This is a genomic window from Streptomyces sp. NPDC037100 (assembly GCF_055606225.1).
In genome coordinates, this window is sequence record NZ_JBVJSX010000006.1 from 1 (window position 1) to 17,087 (window position 17,087).

At 68.8% G+C, this 17,087-nt stretch carries 14 protein-coding genes and 2 pseudogenes; 5 read left to right on the forward strand and 11 right to left on the reverse strand.

From position 1 onward, the window contains the following. The 5 genes and pseudogenes from ACZ7EG_RS20350 to ACZ7EG_RS20370 all read right to left on the reverse strand — a co-directional run. Positions 1 to 239 (reverse strand): annotated as a pseudogene (locus ACZ7EG_RS20350) (alpha-galactosidase); the annotation flags it as partial. Positions 240 to 326: 87 nt separating this feature from the next. Then, entirely contained in the window at positions 327 to 1,736 is a 1,410-nt protein-coding gene (locus ACZ7EG_RS20355; protein ID WP_471080441.1) for a non-reducing end alpha-L-arabinofuranosidase family hydrolase, read from the reverse strand. Between the two features lie 170 nt (positions 1,737 to 1,906). Next, positions 1,907 to 4,213, reverse strand: a complete 2,307-nt coding sequence (locus ACZ7EG_RS20360; protein WP_471080444.1) for a beta-L-arabinofuranosidase domain-containing protein — start codon at positions 4,211 to 4,213, stop codon at positions 1,907 to 1,909. A gap of 70 nt (positions 4,214 to 4,283) precedes the next feature. Continuing rightward, entirely contained in the window at positions 4,284 to 4,415 is a 132-nt protein-coding gene (locus tag ACZ7EG_RS20365; protein ID WP_471081834.1) for an RICIN domain-containing protein, read from the reverse strand. Between the two features lie 6 nt (positions 4,416 to 4,421). Continuing rightward, a pseudogene (locus ACZ7EG_RS20370) lies at positions 4,422 to 4,523 on the reverse strand (hypothetical protein); the annotation flags it as partial. A 659-nt stretch (positions 4,524 to 5,182) separates the two neighbouring features. Here ACZ7EG_RS20370 and ACZ7EG_RS20375 point away from each other — a divergent pair. The 5 genes from ACZ7EG_RS20375 (at position 5,183) to ACZ7EG_RS20395 (ending at position 9,770) form a co-directional block, all read left to right on the forward strand. Then, entirely contained in the window at positions 5,183 to 6,541 is a 1,359-nt protein-coding gene (locus ACZ7EG_RS20375) for a glycoside hydrolase family 43 protein (RefSeq protein ID WP_471080447.1), read from the forward strand. 463 nt (positions 6,542 to 7,004) lie between these two features. Next, a complete protein-coding gene (locus ACZ7EG_RS20380; protein WP_471080450.1) occupies positions 7,005 to 7,280 on the forward strand; it encodes an ATP-binding protein in 276 nt (91 codons plus the stop codon). Between the two features lie 245 nt (positions 7,281 to 7,525). Then, complete coding sequence (locus tag ACZ7EG_RS20385; RefSeq protein WP_471080453.1) at positions 7,526 to 7,864, forward strand: STAS domain-containing protein; 339 nt, start codon at positions 7,526 to 7,528, stop codon at positions 7,862 to 7,864. Beyond that, the gene (locus ACZ7EG_RS20390) at positions 7,864 to 8,796 is read left to right on the forward strand and encodes an anti-sigma factor RsbA family regulatory protein (RefSeq protein ID WP_471080456.1); all 933 of its coding nucleotides are present in this window, start codon (positions 7,864 to 7,866) and stop codon (positions 8,794 to 8,796) included. The genes ACZ7EG_RS20385 and ACZ7EG_RS20390 overlap by 1 nt, the downstream gene beginning before the upstream one ends. A 125-nt stretch (positions 8,797 to 8,921) precedes the next feature. Next, complete coding sequence (locus ACZ7EG_RS20395; RefSeq protein ID WP_471080459.1) at positions 8,922 to 9,770, forward strand: RNA polymerase sigma factor SigF; 849 nt, start codon at positions 8,922 to 8,924, stop codon at positions 9,768 to 9,770. A gap of 332 nt (positions 9,771 to 10,102) precedes the next feature. Here ACZ7EG_RS20395 and ACZ7EG_RS20400 read toward each other — a convergent pair whose 3' ends face one another. From ACZ7EG_RS20400 to ACZ7EG_RS20425, 6 genes are all read right to left on the reverse strand, one after another. Next, positions 10,103 to 10,471, reverse strand: a complete 369-nt coding sequence (locus ACZ7EG_RS20400) for a hypothetical protein (RefSeq protein ID WP_471080462.1) — start codon at positions 10,469 to 10,471, stop codon at positions 10,103 to 10,105. A gap of 494 nt (positions 10,472 to 10,965) precedes the next feature. Then, the gene (locus ACZ7EG_RS20405; protein ID WP_471080465.1) at positions 10,966 to 11,319 is read right to left on the reverse strand and encodes a DoxX family protein; all 354 of its coding nucleotides are present in this window, start codon (positions 11,317 to 11,319) and stop codon (positions 10,966 to 10,968) included. Beyond that, positions 11,316 to 13,337: an acetoacetate--CoA ligase gene (locus ACZ7EG_RS20410; RefSeq protein ID WP_471080468.1), complete on the reverse strand. Its 2,022-nt coding sequence runs from the start codon at positions 13,335 to 13,337 to the stop codon at positions 11,316 to 11,318. Before ACZ7EG_RS20410 ends, ACZ7EG_RS20405 begins: the two co-directional genes overlap by 4 nt. Next, positions 13,334 to 14,956 carry a bifunctional 3-(3-hydroxy-phenyl)propionate/3-hydroxycinnamic acid hydroxylase MhpA gene (gene mhpA, locus ACZ7EG_RS20415; RefSeq protein ID WP_471080471.1) on the reverse strand — a complete coding sequence of 541 codons (1,623 nt, stop codon included), beginning with the start codon at positions 14,954 to 14,956 and terminating at the stop codon, positions 13,334 to 13,336. The genes ACZ7EG_RS20410 and mhpA overlap by 4 nt, the downstream gene beginning before the upstream one ends. Then, complete coding sequence (locus ACZ7EG_RS20420) at positions 14,953 to 15,891, reverse strand: fumarylacetoacetate hydrolase family protein (RefSeq protein WP_471080474.1); 939 nt, start codon at positions 15,889 to 15,891, stop codon at positions 14,953 to 14,955. Before ACZ7EG_RS20420 ends, mhpA begins: the two co-directional genes overlap by 4 nt. Further along, complete coding sequence (locus ACZ7EG_RS20425) at positions 15,888 to 17,033, reverse strand: VOC family protein (RefSeq protein WP_471080477.1); 1,146 nt, start codon at positions 17,031 to 17,033, stop codon at positions 15,888 to 15,890. Before ACZ7EG_RS20425 ends, ACZ7EG_RS20420 begins: the two co-directional genes overlap by 4 nt. Positions 17,034 to 17,087: the final 54 nt, after the last annotated feature.

The following is a 17,087-nucleotide window of genomic DNA, read 5'->3' on the forward strand; positions in this document are numbered from 1 at the left end:
TACCGGTATCCGGCGTCCCGCATCCCCGAGGACACCATCGAGTCGGCGGCCTGGCGGACCTGCGCCTCGGTGATCCCGCATCCGAAACTGTTCCAGCTGTTCCATCCCAGCGGCGGAGTGAGCGCGGGGCTGCCCGGTGCGGCCGCGGCGGTCGTGCCGACGGAGGCGGTGACGGTGGCGGTGAGCGTCAGTGCGGTGGCGGTGAGGAGACGCAGCAGTCGTCTGTGGATGGGAACCATGGGAGGTCCTTCCCGGGAGGCGAAGCGGAAGCTGCTTTGCCTCCCTCAAGGGACAAGGTCACGAGCTGGTGATCACGTGCGCGCAGGTCAGCGCTGAAGGGTGAGCACGCCCGGCCGGTACGGCAGTCGCTGGTAGGGGGTTTGGCTTGGGATGTTGGGGTCGTAGCCCTGGTAGAGGAACTGCAGGTTGCAGGGGTCGATCGTCATGGTCTGGTCGGGGTTGGCGCGGACCAGGTCGCCGTGGCTGATGTCGTTGGTCCAGGTGGCACCGCTGTTGGCCTTGCCCGCGAAGGGGCTGCTCTCGCTGCCGGCCTGGAGGGTCCACGGACCGTTGAGACTGGAGGCGGTGAACGAGCGGAAGTAGCGGCCGCCCGCGCCCTTCGCCTCAACGATCATGAGGTACTGGTTCTGGCCCTGGACCTTGTAGACCTCCGGCGCCTCGAACAGCTTGTCCTCCGTGTCGCTCATGACCGTCGTGTACGACGAGCCGAAGCTGCTCGGGAAGTTCCCGATCGGCATGGTCGACTTGAAAATGCTGCCCTTGTCATTGGCGAAGAACAGGTACATGTTCTGGTCGTCGGCGATCACGGTCGGGTCGATCGGGCCGCCTGTGGGGAGGCTGCCGGTGAAGAGCTGCTGCGGCGCGGACCAGCCGTTGGGGTCGGTGGGGTCGCTGGACGTGCGGTAGGTGAAGGGCCAGGCGGTGCCCCATCCATTCGAGACGAGCACCCATATCCTCTTGGGCGCGAAGTAGAAGAGTTTGGGCGCCACCGCGGCCCCGCTGATCCCGGTCTGGCCGGCCGAGGCCATGTCCGACCAGTTCGTGAAGGGCCGGAACGTCATCGCGCCCCACGACGATCCGTCAGAGGTGGTCGCGTAGACCAGGCGCTGGCCGTTGTACGTCACGGTGGTGAAGTCCTTGAGCGCCACCCAGCCGTTCGCCGGCTGCGCCAGCGGACCGGTCGACGTCCATCGGTATGTCGACGGAAGAGAACACGAGTTGGGCGTCCCGGACAGGCCGGTCCACTTCTGGTTGCTGCCGCCGGTGCAGTTCCAGAGCTGCACCGCCGTGCCGTTGGCCGTAGCGCCGCCGCTGACGTCCAGACACAGCCCGGACTCCACGGCGATGATCGTGCCGTCGGCGTTCACCCGCCACTGCTGGTTCGTACCGCCGTTGCAGGACCAGATCACCGGCCGGGTACCGGCCGTGGTCGCGTGGCCCGGGACATCCAGGCACTTGTTGCCGTAGACGGTCAGCTGGTTGTTGTCCGTCAGCGTCCACTGCTGGTTGGTCCCGCCGTGGCAGTCCCAGATCTGCAGGTTCGTGCCGTCGGTCTGGGCGGCACCCGGTACATCGAGACACCGATTGGAACCGACACCGCGCACGGCACCGGTGGTGGCCGCCTGAGCCGGATTGGCGACGAGCGTCGCCGCCGACGCGACCAGGGCCGCGAGCACCACGGACAGATGTCTGCGGCTGAAACGTAGTCTGCGCAATGCGGGCCTCACATTCGTTGAGTGAGCGTTTCCGGTTCGCCTCCGTCAGAGGCTGTCCGGACTGTCGATGCGCTGCGCCTCGACCTCTTTTGTTCTCGATATCGAACAAAGGTCGAAAGCTCGAGCGCGGTGGAGGATGGAGACCGACCAGGATGTGCTTCCTCGGCGGCCTAGTTCCTTACGATGCGCCACCGGTTGTCGGCACTGCCGTCGTCCGAGTCCTGGACCGCGAACGCACCCACAGCGGTGGAGTTGTTCGCGATGGCGAGCAACTTGCCGCTGTTCTCGTTGCGGATCTTGTAGGTTCCGTCTCCCTGGTCGAGCAGCGTCCATCGGTGGTCGGCGGTGCCGTTGTCCGACCACTGCAGGACGGTCGCGCCGTCTGTCGTCGACATGTTCAAGACGCCGAGCACCTTGCCGCTGTGGGCGTTGCGGAAGCGGACCGCGTTTCCGTCGGCGATCATTTGCCAGTCGTGGTCGGCGGTGCCCGAGTCGTTCCACTGCAGAGCGCGTCCACCGTCGGCCGTGGACATGTTCTGGATGCCCAGCACGAGACCGCTGCCCACGTTGGCGAGCCGGACGGTGCCGCTGGTGTTCCAGTAGACGGTGTAGTTGTGGCCGTGCGCGTCGTGGAACGGTCCCAGGTTGACGGTGGAGCCGTTGGCGGTCGCGGTGAAGGCGAGCGAACTGCTGCTGGTCCGTGTGATCGAGGACGTGTTCAGCACTGGGAGGGAACTGAGCCCGGAGTCACCGTAGTTGCCGGACAGGACCACCGGGCCGTAGGTGATCGCGGTGACGTTCGGGTTGTCGTTGGCCGCTCGCATGATGACCCGCATGGGCAGTCGAACGGTGACCGTGTCGCCGGAGGTCCAGGAGCGCGTCAGGGTGGCGTAGCTGCCGGGGGTGGTGGTGATGTTCTGCCGCGTGCCGTTGACGCTGATCGTGGCCCCGGCGGTCCAGCTCGGGATGCGGATGCGCATGGCCCACGTGCCGCTGACGTTGCCGGTGACCTGCAGGGTCGTGGTGTCACTGACGGGGTACGTGGTGGTCTGGGTGACCGTGATTCCGCGCTCCGACCAGTTGAGCACCGAGGGCACGAACAGGTTCACGATCAGCTTGTTGTCACTGCGGAAGTAGATGGAGTCCATCAGCCTGGTGTGCATCTCCAGGCCTGTGCCCTGGCAGCACCAGAAGGTGCCGTAGTCGGTGCTCCAGGTGCCGCCGCCCCACGCCGGGCCCACACCGCGACGGCCGCCCGGATTGAGGGGGGTGAAGTAGGTGACGTGGCCGTGGTCGTCTGCCGGGTTCTGCTGGCCGATCATCTGGTTGAGCCACGCCTGCTCGTAGTAGTCGAACAGCGCGGTACGGTCCGGGTCCAGCCCGAACAGCTCCCGAGTGAGGGTGAGCATGTTGAAGGTGTTGCAGCTTTCGCACGTGTCCTTGTTGAGGTAGCCGGCGATGGCGTTCGGGGCGCGGAAGTGCTCCGCCTGGCTGTTGCCGCCGATGGCGTAGCTGTGCGCGTTGACCGTGAGGTTCCAGGCGTTGGTGGCGATGTCCCGGTAGCGGGTCGTGCCGGTGGCCTTGTACTCCCGGGCGGCCCCGATCCACTTGGGCACCTGGGTGTTGGCGTGCAGTCCGCTGAGCTTGTCCTGGTTGGACGCCAGGGGGTCGAACACCGCGGCGTGGTCGAACCGCTGGGCGACGGTGAGCCACCGCGCGTCGCCTGTCTGCTGGTAGAGGTCGGTCAGCACGGTGTTCATGCCGCCGAACTCGGTCTGCAGCATGTCCTGCATCTGCTGGCTGCTCAGTCTGCCGGTGCGCCGGTCGACCCATCCGGCCAGGGCGAGCAGCACGTCACGGGCCTGTGTGCTGCCGATGTGGCGCCATACGTCCAGCAGGCCGGCGAGGGTCTTGTGGATGGTGTAGTACGGCACATTGCCGTTGCTCAGGGTCCGCTGTTCGAGAGCGGTGAAGTCGGACTCGGGGTAGCCGGAGAGGTACCCGGCGTTGAAACCGACGGCGCTGTTGTTGGCCTGGCACTTGGCCAACTCCGCGACCATGTGGGTCGCTTTGTCCCGGCAGGTGGTGTCCCCCGTCACGGCGTACAGCTGTGCCCAGGCCGTGAGGAAGTGCCCTTGGACGTGGGTGCGGAAGGGGAAGTCGGGTGCGTCCCAGCCGCCGGTGGCGGCGGCGCCGTTGGTGGAGAGCCGATGGTTCGCGCGGAAGTTGTACAGCAGCCGGTCGACATCGACGAACCGCAGATAGTTCTGCGTTCGATTCTGGTTGTCCAGCCACCGGCTTGCGGTGAGCTGGACCTGGCCGAGTTCGAAGGGGTGTGCCAAGACCCCTATGTCGGCCCTTGCGGGAGGAACGGCCGCCTGCGCGGGAGATGCGCCCATGAAGGATCCCGTGGCAGATGCGGCGACCGTGGCCCCGGCTACTTGCAGCAGGCGCCGTCTGCTGACGAAGGAAGACATCTTGCACCTTTCGATGACGAGAGAGCGATTGCTTGGTCGTCTGACCCGGCGAGACGTCCGCCTCCACCCCTCAGGGACCCTGGCCGGTGACGCGATGGATGGTCCATCGCTGGCTGGAACTGCCGATGCCGCGGTACTTGATCAGCGCGACACCGTCGGCCGTACTGCCTCCCCTGACGTCGAGCACCTTGCCGCTGCGCACGCTGACGCACGTGTAAACCCTGGTGGGCGCGATGGTGTACTTGCACCGAGTCGACGTCGACGTAGCCGGTGCCGTTCGGGTTGCAGGTGTAGAGGTCGCCCCGGTCACCGCGGCACACGTCGTTCCAGCCGGAGATCCGCCACAGTGAGTGCAACGGCTCCCACGGCCCGGCCGGCGACGAGGCCGACGTCATGAGGAAGCCCTCGTCGGACGTGTTGAAGTACAGCCAGGAGCCCCGCATGGAAGCGGAGGGCGCCGGCCACGGTGAGTCGGCCGAGTTGTCGTCCGGTGATGTCCAGGAACCGGCCCTCTTCAGATGTCATTGCGTGGGCGGGCGGTTTTCCCACGCGAGACACCGCTTGGATCTTCGAGGGGCGTCGAAGTCCGGTGTCCAGGCGGTGGGGTGGGGGAATGGGGCACGCCTGGAAAGCGCGCGGTTCGGGGCATGGGGGGTGGGTTCCTTCCGGAGGCGGGACCGCTCTCGCACCGCGAATGACCGATATTCCGAACGTAGGTCGAATTGCCGGACGGGGTCGGCGCCGAACGTAAAGGGTGTCCCGTACGGAAGTCAACGTGTGTGACAGTGCGGCTTCTTCGATATCCGGGGCGGCGCGAAATGCACCGAACGGTACTCGTCGGAAACATTGACGGAGCCACGGCCGAAACCTATCTTCTGCTCGAAGTTCCGCACGCTGTTCGTTATGTCGAACAATCGCATACCTCGTCACGGCGATCGCCCAGCGGACTGGCCGAGCCCGGAGGAAGAGTTGAACAGAACCGTAAGAAGGCTGCTCGCCCTGCTGGGCCCGCTGCTGCTGGTCCTGCTGGGCGGCGCCGTCTTGGAGGGCACCGCCTCCGCCGTCGCCCCGCCGGCCGGGCAGGCCACGCGGTACACGATGACCGCGTTCACCAACAGCAGTGAGTCGAACCTGTATGTGTACGACTCGCCGGACGCCACCGGATTCACCCTGCAAAAAGGCCCCGCCTACACCCCGCCGTCCGCGCTGATCCGGGACCCCAGCATCTTCAAGCACACCGACGGCTACTACTACCTCACTTACACCACCAACTGGACCGGGAACACGATCGGTTTCGCCCGGAGTACCGACCGGGTGAACTGGACGTTCCTGTACGACTACACGATCCCGATCAACGGGCTGACCCGCACCTGGGCACCTGAGTGGTTCATCGACACCGACGGCAGCGTCAACGTCATTGTGTCCCTGACGGCGGCGAGCACCGCCACCCACTTCACCGCCTACAAGATCACGGCGACCAACGCAGCGCTGACCGCCTGGTCCGCGCCCGCCCAGCTGTCCGGTATCGGCCCGAACTACATCGACACCTTCATCGTCAAGGTCGGCTCCACCTACCACGCGTTCACCAAGAACGAGACGACGAAGTACATCGAGTACGCCACCGCCTCCAGCCTCACCGGCCCCTACACCCTGCGTAAGACGGGCGACTGGGCCGGTTTCGGCGACTGGGTCGAGGGTCCGGCTCTGGTCGAGCTCGACAACGGCGGCTGGCGCATCTACTACGACGGCTACCGTGCCGGGAAGTACTGGTACAGCGACAGCTACGACAACTTCGCCACCTGGTCCGCGCCCACCGAGGTGCCCGGCCTGTCCGGCTTCATCCGCCACGCCACCGTGCTGAAGGAGACAGTCCCCGGCGGTGTCACCCTGCCCACCAACGCCACCAGGTCGCTGCGGCCGGTCAACTACCCCGACCGGTACGCCGTGGTGCGCTCCGACAGCCTCGGCTACATCGACCCGGTGAGCACCTCCAATAGCACTGCCGTCAAGCAGAGCGCCACCTTCACCGTCGTACCCGGCCTCGCCGACGCCAACTGCTACTCCTTCCGCGACTCCTCCGGCCGCTATCTCCGCCACTGGGACTTCCGGGTCCGCTTCGACAGCAGCAATGGCACCGACACCTTCAAGAAGGACGCCACCTACTGCGTCCGCCCAGGCGGCGCCTCCGGCTCCGTCCGCCTGGAGTCGTACAACTACCCCGGCCGCTACATCCGCCACTACAACTACGCCCTGCGCGTGGACCCCTACCAGAACACCGACACGTTCCGCGCCGACAGCTCCTTCACGGTGGTCAGCCCCTGGGCCTGACCTGTCCGCGATGGGGAGGGATGGACTGTCGGTCATGACGCTCGTTTGACGCTGCTTCCGACGGACCGTCAGGTGGGTGGCACGCGGGCTGCCTGGTCACAACTGGCCCCGGCACACTCGTCTGCGACTGCTCTGTCCCGCGTCGGGGCAGCCGGCCCGCTCCCCGTCGGGGCGGCCTCCGCCCGCCACAGGACAGGGGCGAGGTCCACCGGCCGCCTCGTCGAGGAGTGGCCCGTCGCTGTCGGCTGACGACGGAAGACGCCGGAAGACACTGGTCGGCATGGCGACTCAGGAGGCCAGGGAGTCTGTCGACGGCGCTGAGCGTTCTCGTTCTGCCAGGCACCGGCCTGCCGGGGGCAAGGGCTCATGCAGTCCTCCCCGCTGTTACGGCGAGCATCGCGGCCGCCCGGCACTGGGCCGCGACTGCGTGGAAGGTTTCGGCGGTCCGCTGCACCAGCACCGGATGATCCAGACCGCCGAACTGCTCGTCTCGGAACTGATCACCAATGCCATCCGCCACGGCGTCGTCCCACCCCTGATCCGGCTCACCTGGAACGGCCGACTGCTGCGCATCGCGGTCAGCGATGACAGCGACCGCTGGCCGCGCATGCGTGCCACCAAGAACACCGAGCCCGGCGGCTTCGGCATGCAGCTCCTCGAACGGCTCGCGCACCGCTGGGGCGTCACCCCGCGCCACCCCGGCAATACGGTCTGGGCGGAACTCAGCCTCGCTCCCTGAGCTCGCCCTCCCGCCAAGCCTGAGTTGGCATGGGCGCCACTACAGGAGGACACGTACTCGGTCGCATGAGCTCCACCAGCTCACGTCATCGGGACCCGCGCAGGTCAGGCCCGGCCCGATTCTCTCGCGTGGCCGGACTGGGCGTCCGCCGTGCCTGACCGGGTATCGTGCAAGGCGATCGATATGAGCCGCCGTGCGGCCGAGCCCGGGGAACTGGGGGCAAAAGCGTGGATGTCGCACCTGGCGTGGGCGGGCCCTCCGCCGCGCCGCCACGTGAGGCGGTACTGCAGATCGATCCGTTGCCCGACAGTTCGGGGCTGGGGGCGATCGGGGAGATCAGCATGAACACACGGACGGTCTGGCAGCAGGCGCTGCAGCGACTGGTCGAGCGTGGCACGGACGTGCATCACGTGGATCTGTCCCGGGTGCGATTCGTGGATGTGGCCGGCGTGACGGACCTTGCGGTCACCGCCCAGCGTCTCCCCGCGGGACAGCGGATCGTACTTCACCGACCTCCGGCGCAGCTGCCCCGCATCCTCGAACTCTTCTGGCCCGGGCTTACCGTGATCGAGGTGGCTGCGTGATGACCACAGTGCCCTCGCACGAGCCGTTCGTGCACCCGGCGCTCTTCTACGAGGGGACCGACCAGTACGTCGCGGGAACGGTTCCCTTCCTGCGGGAAGGGCTGGACGCCGGTGAGCCCGCAGCCGTCGCCGCCCCGCCGGATCGTTTGAAGCTGATCCGCGAGGGGCTCGGTGAGCGAGCGGCACAGGTCCGTTTCATCGACATGACCCAGGCCGGCCGCAACCCCGGCCGCATCATCGCCAACGTGCTGCGCAAGTTCGCCGACGCCCAACCCGGCGCCCGCCGGGTCCGTATCATCGGCGAACCGATCTGGCAGGGCCGTTCCGCCGACGAGTACCCGGCGTGCGTCCAGCACGAAGCGCTGATCAATGCCGCTTTCACAGGGCGCGCGGTGACCATCCTCTGTCCCTACGACGCCGGGCAACTAAGGCAGCAGGCGCTCTGTGACGCCCTGGCGACCCACCCGGTCGTCATCGACGCCGACGGTGAGAGGCAATCCACCGCCTACAGCCCCGAAGAGATCATTGCTCGCTACAACGAGCCCCTGCTCGCTCCACTCGATGCTGCGGCCTGTACTTTCGCCGCACCGACCCTGCCCGAGACTCGCGACTTCGCCGTGTCCCGGGCGCGGGCCCTGGGCGTGTCCGGCGTGAGCCTGGGCGACCTGGAACTCGCGGTGGCGGAGCTGACCACCAACAGCGTCGTCCACGGCGCCGGCTCGGGGACGCTGCGGATCTGGGCCGAGAGCGACCGCATCGTCTGCGAGGTCCACGACGGCGGACAGCTGACCGATCCGCTGGCCGGCCGCCGCCCGCCGAATCCCACGCAGCCCGGCGGCCGCGGACTCCTGCTGGTCCACCAACTCGCCGACCTCGTCCGTGTCCACACCGGCCCCGACGGCACCACCATTCGCTGCTACCTCCCCAGCTGACACGACCAGGTAGCGAGCCTGCTCAACACCGCACAGGTATAGGTGCGGGAAGGCGGGGTAGACGCTGCGCCGTCGGCCGTTTTGCAGGCGGTAGCGGTCGGCTCGAACTTTGGGAGGGGCACAGCATGGCGCTCATGAGCATTCCGGCGGCACTGGACGCACGAACGAGCGAGCTGCCGGAGGTCGCCGACCCCTCCCGGGTTGCGCCACAAGACGCTCGCCAGCTCTCCAAGCTGTTCTTCGAGCAGCTGACGGTCCTGGAAGAGGGCACGCCCGAGTACAGCTACGCCCGCAGCACACTGATCGAGATGAACATGTCCCTGGTCCGGTACGCGGCCGGCCGTTTCCGCAGCCGCGGCGCGGAAGAAATGGAGGACATCGTCCAGGTCGGCATGATCGGCCTGATCAAGGCCATCGACCGGTTCGAGCTGACGCGCGAAGTGGAGTTCACCTCCTTCGCGATCCCCTACATCGTGGGCGAGATCAAGCGGTTCTTCCGCGACACCACCTGGGCCGTACACGTGCCGCGCCGGCTGCAGGAAGCCCGCGTCCAGCTCGCCCGCGCCACCGAGGAATTGCGCAGCCGGCTCGGCCGCACCCCCACGGTCAAGGAACTGGCGGAGCTGATGAGCCTGCCCGAGGACGAGGTACGGGAAGCCCGACTTGCCGCCAACGGCTACAACTCCTCCTCCCTGGACGCCGCGATCGGCGGCAGCGAAGACGGCGAGAGCGCTCTGCAGGACTTCATCGGCGCCGAAGACCAGTCGCTGGAACTGGTGGAGGACTTCCACACCCTCGCCCCGCTCCTCGCCGAACTCGACGAGCGAGACCGGCAGATCATCCACATGCGGTTCGTGGAGGAACTCACCCAGGCCCAGATCGGCGAACACCTGGGCGTGTCCCAGATGCACGTCTCCCGACTCCTCTCACGGACCCTGGGCCGCCTGCGTGAAGGCATGCTCATCCAGCGCTGAGGCCACCGGCAAAAGCGACGCCAGGTCCGCAAAGGCCGCCGATGGACGTCGGCCAGAACCGGGCGACTGCGCTGCCGTCGAGGTGGGCGGTTGCCGAAGTCGGCCGATAAAGACGCCGGTCGAAATGTGGATGATCACGCGCACGGAGACAGGGCCTCTCGGTAGCTCGGGCATGCACATCCGATCGAGCAGTGGGGGGAGGCCCTGGCGTCCTTGTTGCACGTGTCCGAGCCGGTCCAGTTCAACTCGGCTGATACGGCCACCACTCCCGATGCCCGGTCCGGCCCAGCAGGGCCGGACCGGGCATCGGGAGTCATAGGGGGCTGCCTGGGTCACGCCTCGGCCACTTGGAGCAGCCAGCTGACCGGGATGTCGTCCTCGGTGTCGCTCGCGCTCTTCCTGACGCGGCCGATGGCGATCTTCTGCGTACTCGTCGGGAGCTTCGCGCCGTTGTGGACCCGGCCGCCTGCCTGCGTGACGTTCAGGTCCACGGCGGCGCTCCAGTTGGAGCCGTCGTGCCAGTTCACCTTGATCTTTGCATCCCCCCAGGCGGAGCCGAAGCTGATCCACATGTCGCCCGACCAGCCGGCCTGGTTGGCCGCCGGGACGGCCAGGACGAGGCCGTACTTGTAGTGGATGAGCCCGCCGCTCTCAGTGAACGCGAAGCCGGGGGGAATCTCGCCAGTCTGGAAGTTCGCCATTCAGTGCCCCTTGCCTGTCGCTGCTCCGGTGCCGCGGGAAGCGACGCCGCACCGCAGCCCGCAGACCACGGCGCGAACCACGCTAGGGACGCATTCAGGTCCCTCCTCAACTCCCGGGTCAAAACCACCAGTTGAGGGGTAGTGCAAGCATGCCCAGCTCATCCGCTCCGCTCCTGCGCTCCCGGATGCCCCCTGCCGCACCCCAGGGAGCGGCTGACCCCTTCGGCCGTCGGACGGGGCCCAGGGGCTGCTACGGAAGCGGATCTTGGTCGTGGATGATCACGCATCGTGGGACACGGTGATGCCACAGGAGCGCTGCACCCAACGGAGGCATTCGATCTGTTGCGTCAGCTGTACCGGCTGCCGGAAGAGAGTCGTTCGGCGCGGCCTGGACGGCTCGCTGACAGGGATCAGGGGCCTCCGCCGGCGCGCAGCAGGCCGACAGGCAGGACGGTCTGCGCATCGCCGGTGGCCGCTGCAGTCCTCGGCCGACGTCACGAGCCTCCGCCGGCAAGGAGCAGGAGATACCAGGCGACCAGTGCAGCACACACCATCGAGGGGACGAGTTTGGGCAGCCCGTCTCCCTTGCGCACGTGCGTGATCACGGCACCGGCGAGCAGCATCAGCAGGCCGAGTCCGGCCAGCTCTCCGAACAGCGGTAGGACCGGGCCGATCGCCACGCCGATGGCGCCCGCCAGCTCCAGCGCACCGATCATCCGGTAGGAGGCGGTAGTGAAGCCGGCATGGGCGGCCAGCTCGGGCATCGGACCGAGGGCCAGGATCTTTGCCACGCCCAGCAGGGCGAACATCAGCACGATGAGACAGGCCAGGGCGGCGGTGGTGCTCATGAGGCGTCCTTGACGGTGTGCGGGCGGCGGGCGCGGCGGCGTTCGGCTCCCAGGTCGGCGAAGTAGGCAACCAGGTCCGGGTTGTCGACCGCCGAGAGATTGAGGACCCGCTCGACGGGCGCCCCCTGGAGGAGGCGCTTGACCGGGACCTCGAGTTTCTTGCCGGTTCTGGTGTGCGGGATGGCCGGCACGGCGAGGATCTCGTCGGGCACGTGGCGGGGCGAGGCACCGGTGCGGACGGCGTCGCGGATCTTCTCGCGCAGGGTGTCGTCCAGCGTGACACCGGGCGCGGGGACGACGAACAGGGGCATCCAGTAGCCGCCGTCGGGTTCCTCCGCACCGATGACGAGGGCCTCGGTGATCTCGGGGAGGCGTTCGACGATGTCGTGGATGTCGGCACTGCCCAGGCGTACGCCGTTGCGGTTGAGGGTGGCGTCGGAGCGGCCGTGGACGATCACCGAGCCGTGGGAGGTGTGGGTGATCCAGTCGCCGTGCCGCCACACGCCCGGGTGGGCGGTGAAGTAGGTGTCGCGGTAGCGGCTGCCGTCGGGGTCGTTCCAGAAGTACAGCGGCATGGAGGGCATCGGGCGCGTGATGACCAGTTCGCCGACCTGGTCGACGACCGGTTGTCCCGCGCCGTCGTACGCCGCGAGCGCCACGCCGAGGTTGGGGGCGGACAGCTCGCCCGCCCAGACGGGGGTGGTGGGGGCGCTGCCGGCGAAGGCGGAGACGACGTCGGTGCCGCCGCTGGTGGAGGCCAGCTGGATGCCTGCGCCCACGTGGTCGCGGACCCAGGGGTAGGAGGAGGCGGGCAGGGCGGAGCCGGTGCATCCGACGGCCCGGATGGCCGACAGGTCATGCGTGGACGGTTCGATGCCCAGTTTGGCCATGGCCAGCAGGTACTGGGGGCTGGTGCCGAAGACGGTGACCTTGTGGCGGGCCGCCAGCTCCCACAGGATGTCCGGGCGGGCCTGCGGCGCGGGGCTGCCGTCGTAGGTGCAGGTGGTGGCGCCGGTCAGCAGGGTGGAGACAGCCAGGTTCCACATCATCCAGTGGGTGGTGGTGTACCACAGCAGGCGGTCCCCGACGCCCAGGTCACAGTGCAGGCCGAGGATCTTGAGGTGTTCGAGCAGGACGCCGCCGTGGCCGTGGACGATGCCTTTGGGCAGGCCGGTGGTGCCGGAGGAGAAGACGATCCACAGGGGGTGGTCGAACGGCACCGAAGCGATGGTCAGGTACTCGGTGCGGGTGGCCGCGTCCTCCCACGGAACCGTCAGTCCGGTGTGCCGGATCTCAGGCCAGGCAAACCCCAGGTGATCCACGAGCACCGTGGCCTTCAGTGTGGGAAGGGCTCCGGCGAGGTCGAGCGAGGCTGCGCGGCGGTCGTGCCGGGTGCCGTTGAAGAGGTAGCCGTCCGCTGTGATCAGCACGGTCGGTCTCAGCTGCGCGAAGCGGTCGGCTGCGGCCTTGGGGGCGTAGTCCTGGCCGCACACCGACCACACCGCGCCCAAGCTGGCCGTGGCGAGGAAGGCGATGACGGCGTGGGGGGTGTTGGGCAGGTAGCCGACCACCCGGTCGCCCTGTCCGACGCCCAGGTCGCGCAGGGTGGCCGCGACGGAGGCGACCTGGGCGCGTAGCTGTCGGCCCGTGAGCTCGTAGCCGGCTCCTGTCTCGTCCAGCGCGGTGATCGCGGGGGCGTCCGGGTGCAGGTTGCGCAGTGCGTGGTGGGCGTAGTTGAGGGTGGCGCCGGGGAACCAGCGGGCGCCGGGCATGGTCTCCTCGGCCAGCACCCGCTCGTACGGGGTGGTCGCGTCGATGTCGAAGTACTCCCACACCGCGGCCCAGAACCCTTCCAGGTCGGTGACGGACCAGTGGTGCAGGGCCTGGTAGTCGGTGGGGTCCTGGATCCCTTCGGCGCCGTGCTGCCGGGCGGCCCGGCGGGCGAAGTCCGCCATACGGCTGCCGGCGGCCGTCTTCGGATCGGGCGGCAGGAACGGTTCGGGATGAGGGGTGGTCACGGTGCGGTGCTCCTCGGCGGGGGGACGGGCCGGGCATCGGTGGTACGGCGGGCCGTGTGGAGCAGGGAGGCCCAGGTGGTGGGGTCCGGGAAGTGGCCGGTTCCGGCGGGGACGGTGTCCATCACGACGCGGTCGGGGCGTAGCAGGGCGGCGTCGGCCCGGCCGCGTGCCAGCCAGCTGGCCAGGGTGCCGTCGTCGTCCAGGTCGTCGACGTGGATCGTGGCCGCGTTCAGTGCCGTGGCCACAGCTGTCATGTGCGGGGTGGGCGGCACAGCGGTCAGGAGGGCGAAGGAGTCGCCGAGGACGTTGTCCAGGCGCGTTCGCCTGCCGTCGGCGGTCACCCAGGGCTGCGGGCAGAAGGTGCCGGTCAGCCCGCGTCCGACGAGCCCGGGGCGGCGCCGTACCAGTGGGCCGGCGGTCAGCGCGGGGCTGAGGTCGCGGCTCACCGCCGCGGTCACGCCCGGGAGGCGGCATGCCGCGCCGACGACGGCCCGGCGGAGTACCGCGCCGCGGTCCTGTCCACCCGTCATGGCCCAGCCGACGGCCACCGCGAGCCGGATCACGTAGCGGGCGTGCGGCTTGCGCTCGCGCTCGTACGTGTCCAGAAGCCCTTCGTCCGCGCCCTGGCGGAGAACACGGGCGAGCTTCCAGGTGAGGTTTCGGGCGTCGCGCAGGCCCGCGCACAGACCCTGCCCGATGAACGGTGGAGTGAGGTGGGCCGCGTCGCCCAGCAGGAAGACGCGTCCCCGGCGCCACCGGTCGGCCAGGCGGGCCCGGAAGGTGTACTGCGCCTGCCGGATCACCTCGAAGTCTTCGGCCTCCGCGGCGTCGGACGGCACGTCCACCCAGGGGGCGACCAGCTCGCGCAGGCGTTCCCGGCCGTCCGGGCCGTCCAGGTGCACGTCGGCGGGCAGGCGGAACTCCCAGCGGTAGCGGTCCTCGCCCAGGCGCATGAAGGTGGCGGGCCGGCTCGGGCAGCAGATCTGGTCGACGCCCTCCCAGGTCCGTACCGGGCGGCTGGTGCGTACGTCGACGACTCGCCAGCTCTCCTCGAAGTGCAGGTCCTCCCATACGGCGCCGATGGTGTGGCGGGTGAGGCTGCCGGCGCCGTCGCAGCCGAGAACCGCATCGGCCCACACATGCTCGTCCTCGTCGCTGCCGTCGCGGCGGAAGGTGACCCGGACCGGAGCCGTCCCGTCGGTGTCCTGCTTGACGGACACGACCTCCACCCCGCCCCACAGCTCACACTCCGGGCGGCGCGCCAGAGCTTCGCGCAGCAGACGCTCCAGGTCCGGCTGGTCGAACATGCTGGTCTGGGGGAAGCCGTGACGGCCGTCCCGGGACCGTGTGAATTCGGCGATCACGCGGTGCCGGGCGTCCAGCAGCCGCAGCCCGCGCGCCGGCCGGGCGAGGGCGGCGAACTCCTCGTGGATGCCGACGCTCTGCAGGATCCGGCGCACCTCGTCGTCCACGACGACAGCGCGCGGCAAGGGGTAGACGTCCCGGTGGCGTTCGAGGAGCAGGCTGGGCACTCCGTGCCGGGCGAGCAGGAGCGCGGCCGTGACGCCCACGGGCCCCGCCCCGATGATGACCACCGGCCTCCGGGCTGTGGCGCTCACGCCGCGTCCGCCACGGCGGTCCGCTGCTCGCCCAGGTCGATGTGCCCGTCGGGGGTGGCGATGGTGGCGGTGACCAGGTCGCCGTCGCGCAGGTACAGGGGGTTCTTGGCCTGGCCGTTGAAGAACGCCTTCCACTTCAGCGCGGGCGGCAGCAGGGCGGCGATCTTCTCGACCGGCTTGGGCGGGGCCTTCAGGGCGGTGCCGCCAGGTGTGCCGGTGAGCAGCAGGTCGCCCGGGTCGAGGGTCTGGAAGCGGGCGAGCAGGGTGAGCGCCTGCGCCGGTCGTACGATCATGTCGGCGAGGGTGCGGTCCTGGCGCGGTACGCCGTTGACGTTCAGTCGCAGCCGCAGGTCGATCAGGCGGGCGAAGTCCTCCGGCTCCAGCAGGGCCAGGTACGGCCCCGTCGGTGTGAACGTCGGGTAGGACTTGCTCTCGTAGAACTGGGTCTTGGTCAGCTGGACGTCGCGGGCACTGACGTCGTTGGTGAGGACGAGCCCGGCGACGTACGAAGGCAGGTCCCGCTCCTCCACAACAGTGCCCACGGGCAGCGGCGCGCCCATGACGAGGCCGAGTTCCACCTCGTAGTCGAGGAAGTTCACGTGCGCGGGGCGGACGATCGTCTCGTGCGGGCCGCTGACCGAGCCGGACGCCTTGCGGAAGAAGGTGGGAGGGATATCGCCGGTGAACCCCGAATCCTTGGCGTGGCTGCGGTAGTTGACCATCTGGGCCACCACCCGGCAGGGCGTGGTGACCGGGGGCAGCGTCACCAGGCCGGCCACGGGCGTGCCGCTTTCGCCGGAGGCGGCGGCTTCCCGCACGGCGGCCCGGTCGGCGATCAGTTCGGCGGTGGTGACCGCCTTGGTCTCGATGCGGACGGCGCGCTCGTCCCGGACGACCCACCAGCCGCCGGGGGTGCGCAGAACGTTGGTGCTCATGAGCTCATCGCTTTCATCAGGCCCAGCAGGCGTGCGGGGTCGAGTTCGTTGTCGCCGCGCAGGGCCGTCATGACCTCGCGGAGCTTGGCGGGGGAGGGGTTGGTGCCGAGGAAGTCGCGGGTGACGGGCGGCCCCCACTGAGCCAGGCCGCTCGCCGACATCGGGGCCCACCCGGGTTCGAGGTCGCAGGAGAACAGGTCGCCGTCGGCGAAGTGCTCCAGCATGAAGCGGTCGGGGTCGCGCCAGTAGTCGAAGAGCTGGCTGCCCTGGATGTGCCGGCCGATCCCCCAGCTGCGCTGGTATCCGCGCTCGGTCAGGTACTCCCCGCCGGCGGCGATCGCGTCGAGGTCGGTGACCTGGTAGGCGGAGTGGACGTAGCCGGTACCGGGACCCAGGTGCAAGGCGAGAGTGTGGTGGTCCACGGGCAGACTGCCCTGGTCGCAGCGGATGAACGCCATGGTCGGCCCGCGCTCGCGCTGCCCGTCCAGGAACAGGAAGTCGGACACGATCATCCCGAGGGTGTCCAGGTACCAGTCCAGGGTGCGGGCGAACGTCCGTGTCTCCAGCACCACATGGCCGAGGCGCTGGATGCGGGACGGCTCGCGGGGCGGGCGCTGGGTGGCGTTCGTACGGCGCGGTTCGGCGCCGGTGTTGAGGATCAGCGGCGGCTGCTCGGGCAGCGCGGGCAGCGGTTCGGCGCAGTGCACCACCCGGACCGGGACGCCCGAGGGATCGAACAGGGCGACCGACCGGCCGCCGCCGGGGACGTCGATGTCCCGGACGGTGTGTTCTACGGCTGCGGCCAGCCGGTCCACATCGGCCCGCTCGGCCGCGCGGAACGTCGGCCCGAGGAAGCGGGAGGCGTGCCCGCGCCGGATGACCATGCAGGGAGAGCCCGTGAAGGTGCCGCGCAGCCAGAGTTCGTGCTGGGTGCGGGCGGCGATCGCGAAGCCGAAGTCACGTGCGAACACTTCGGCCCGGTCCAGGTCGGGCTTCTCGAACTCCAGCCAGGCCAGGTCCGCCACCTTGATCACCGGGTTCCGGGATCGTCCGGGGTGCTCGCCGCGTAGGGCGCCCTGTTCACTGTGGAGGTCTTGGTGGGGCGTCAGAGGACCGCCCTTGTCAACGGGGATGTGGGACATGGTGTCCTCCAAGCAACACTGCTGTAATGAGGAAATCATCAACTCTGCCGTTTC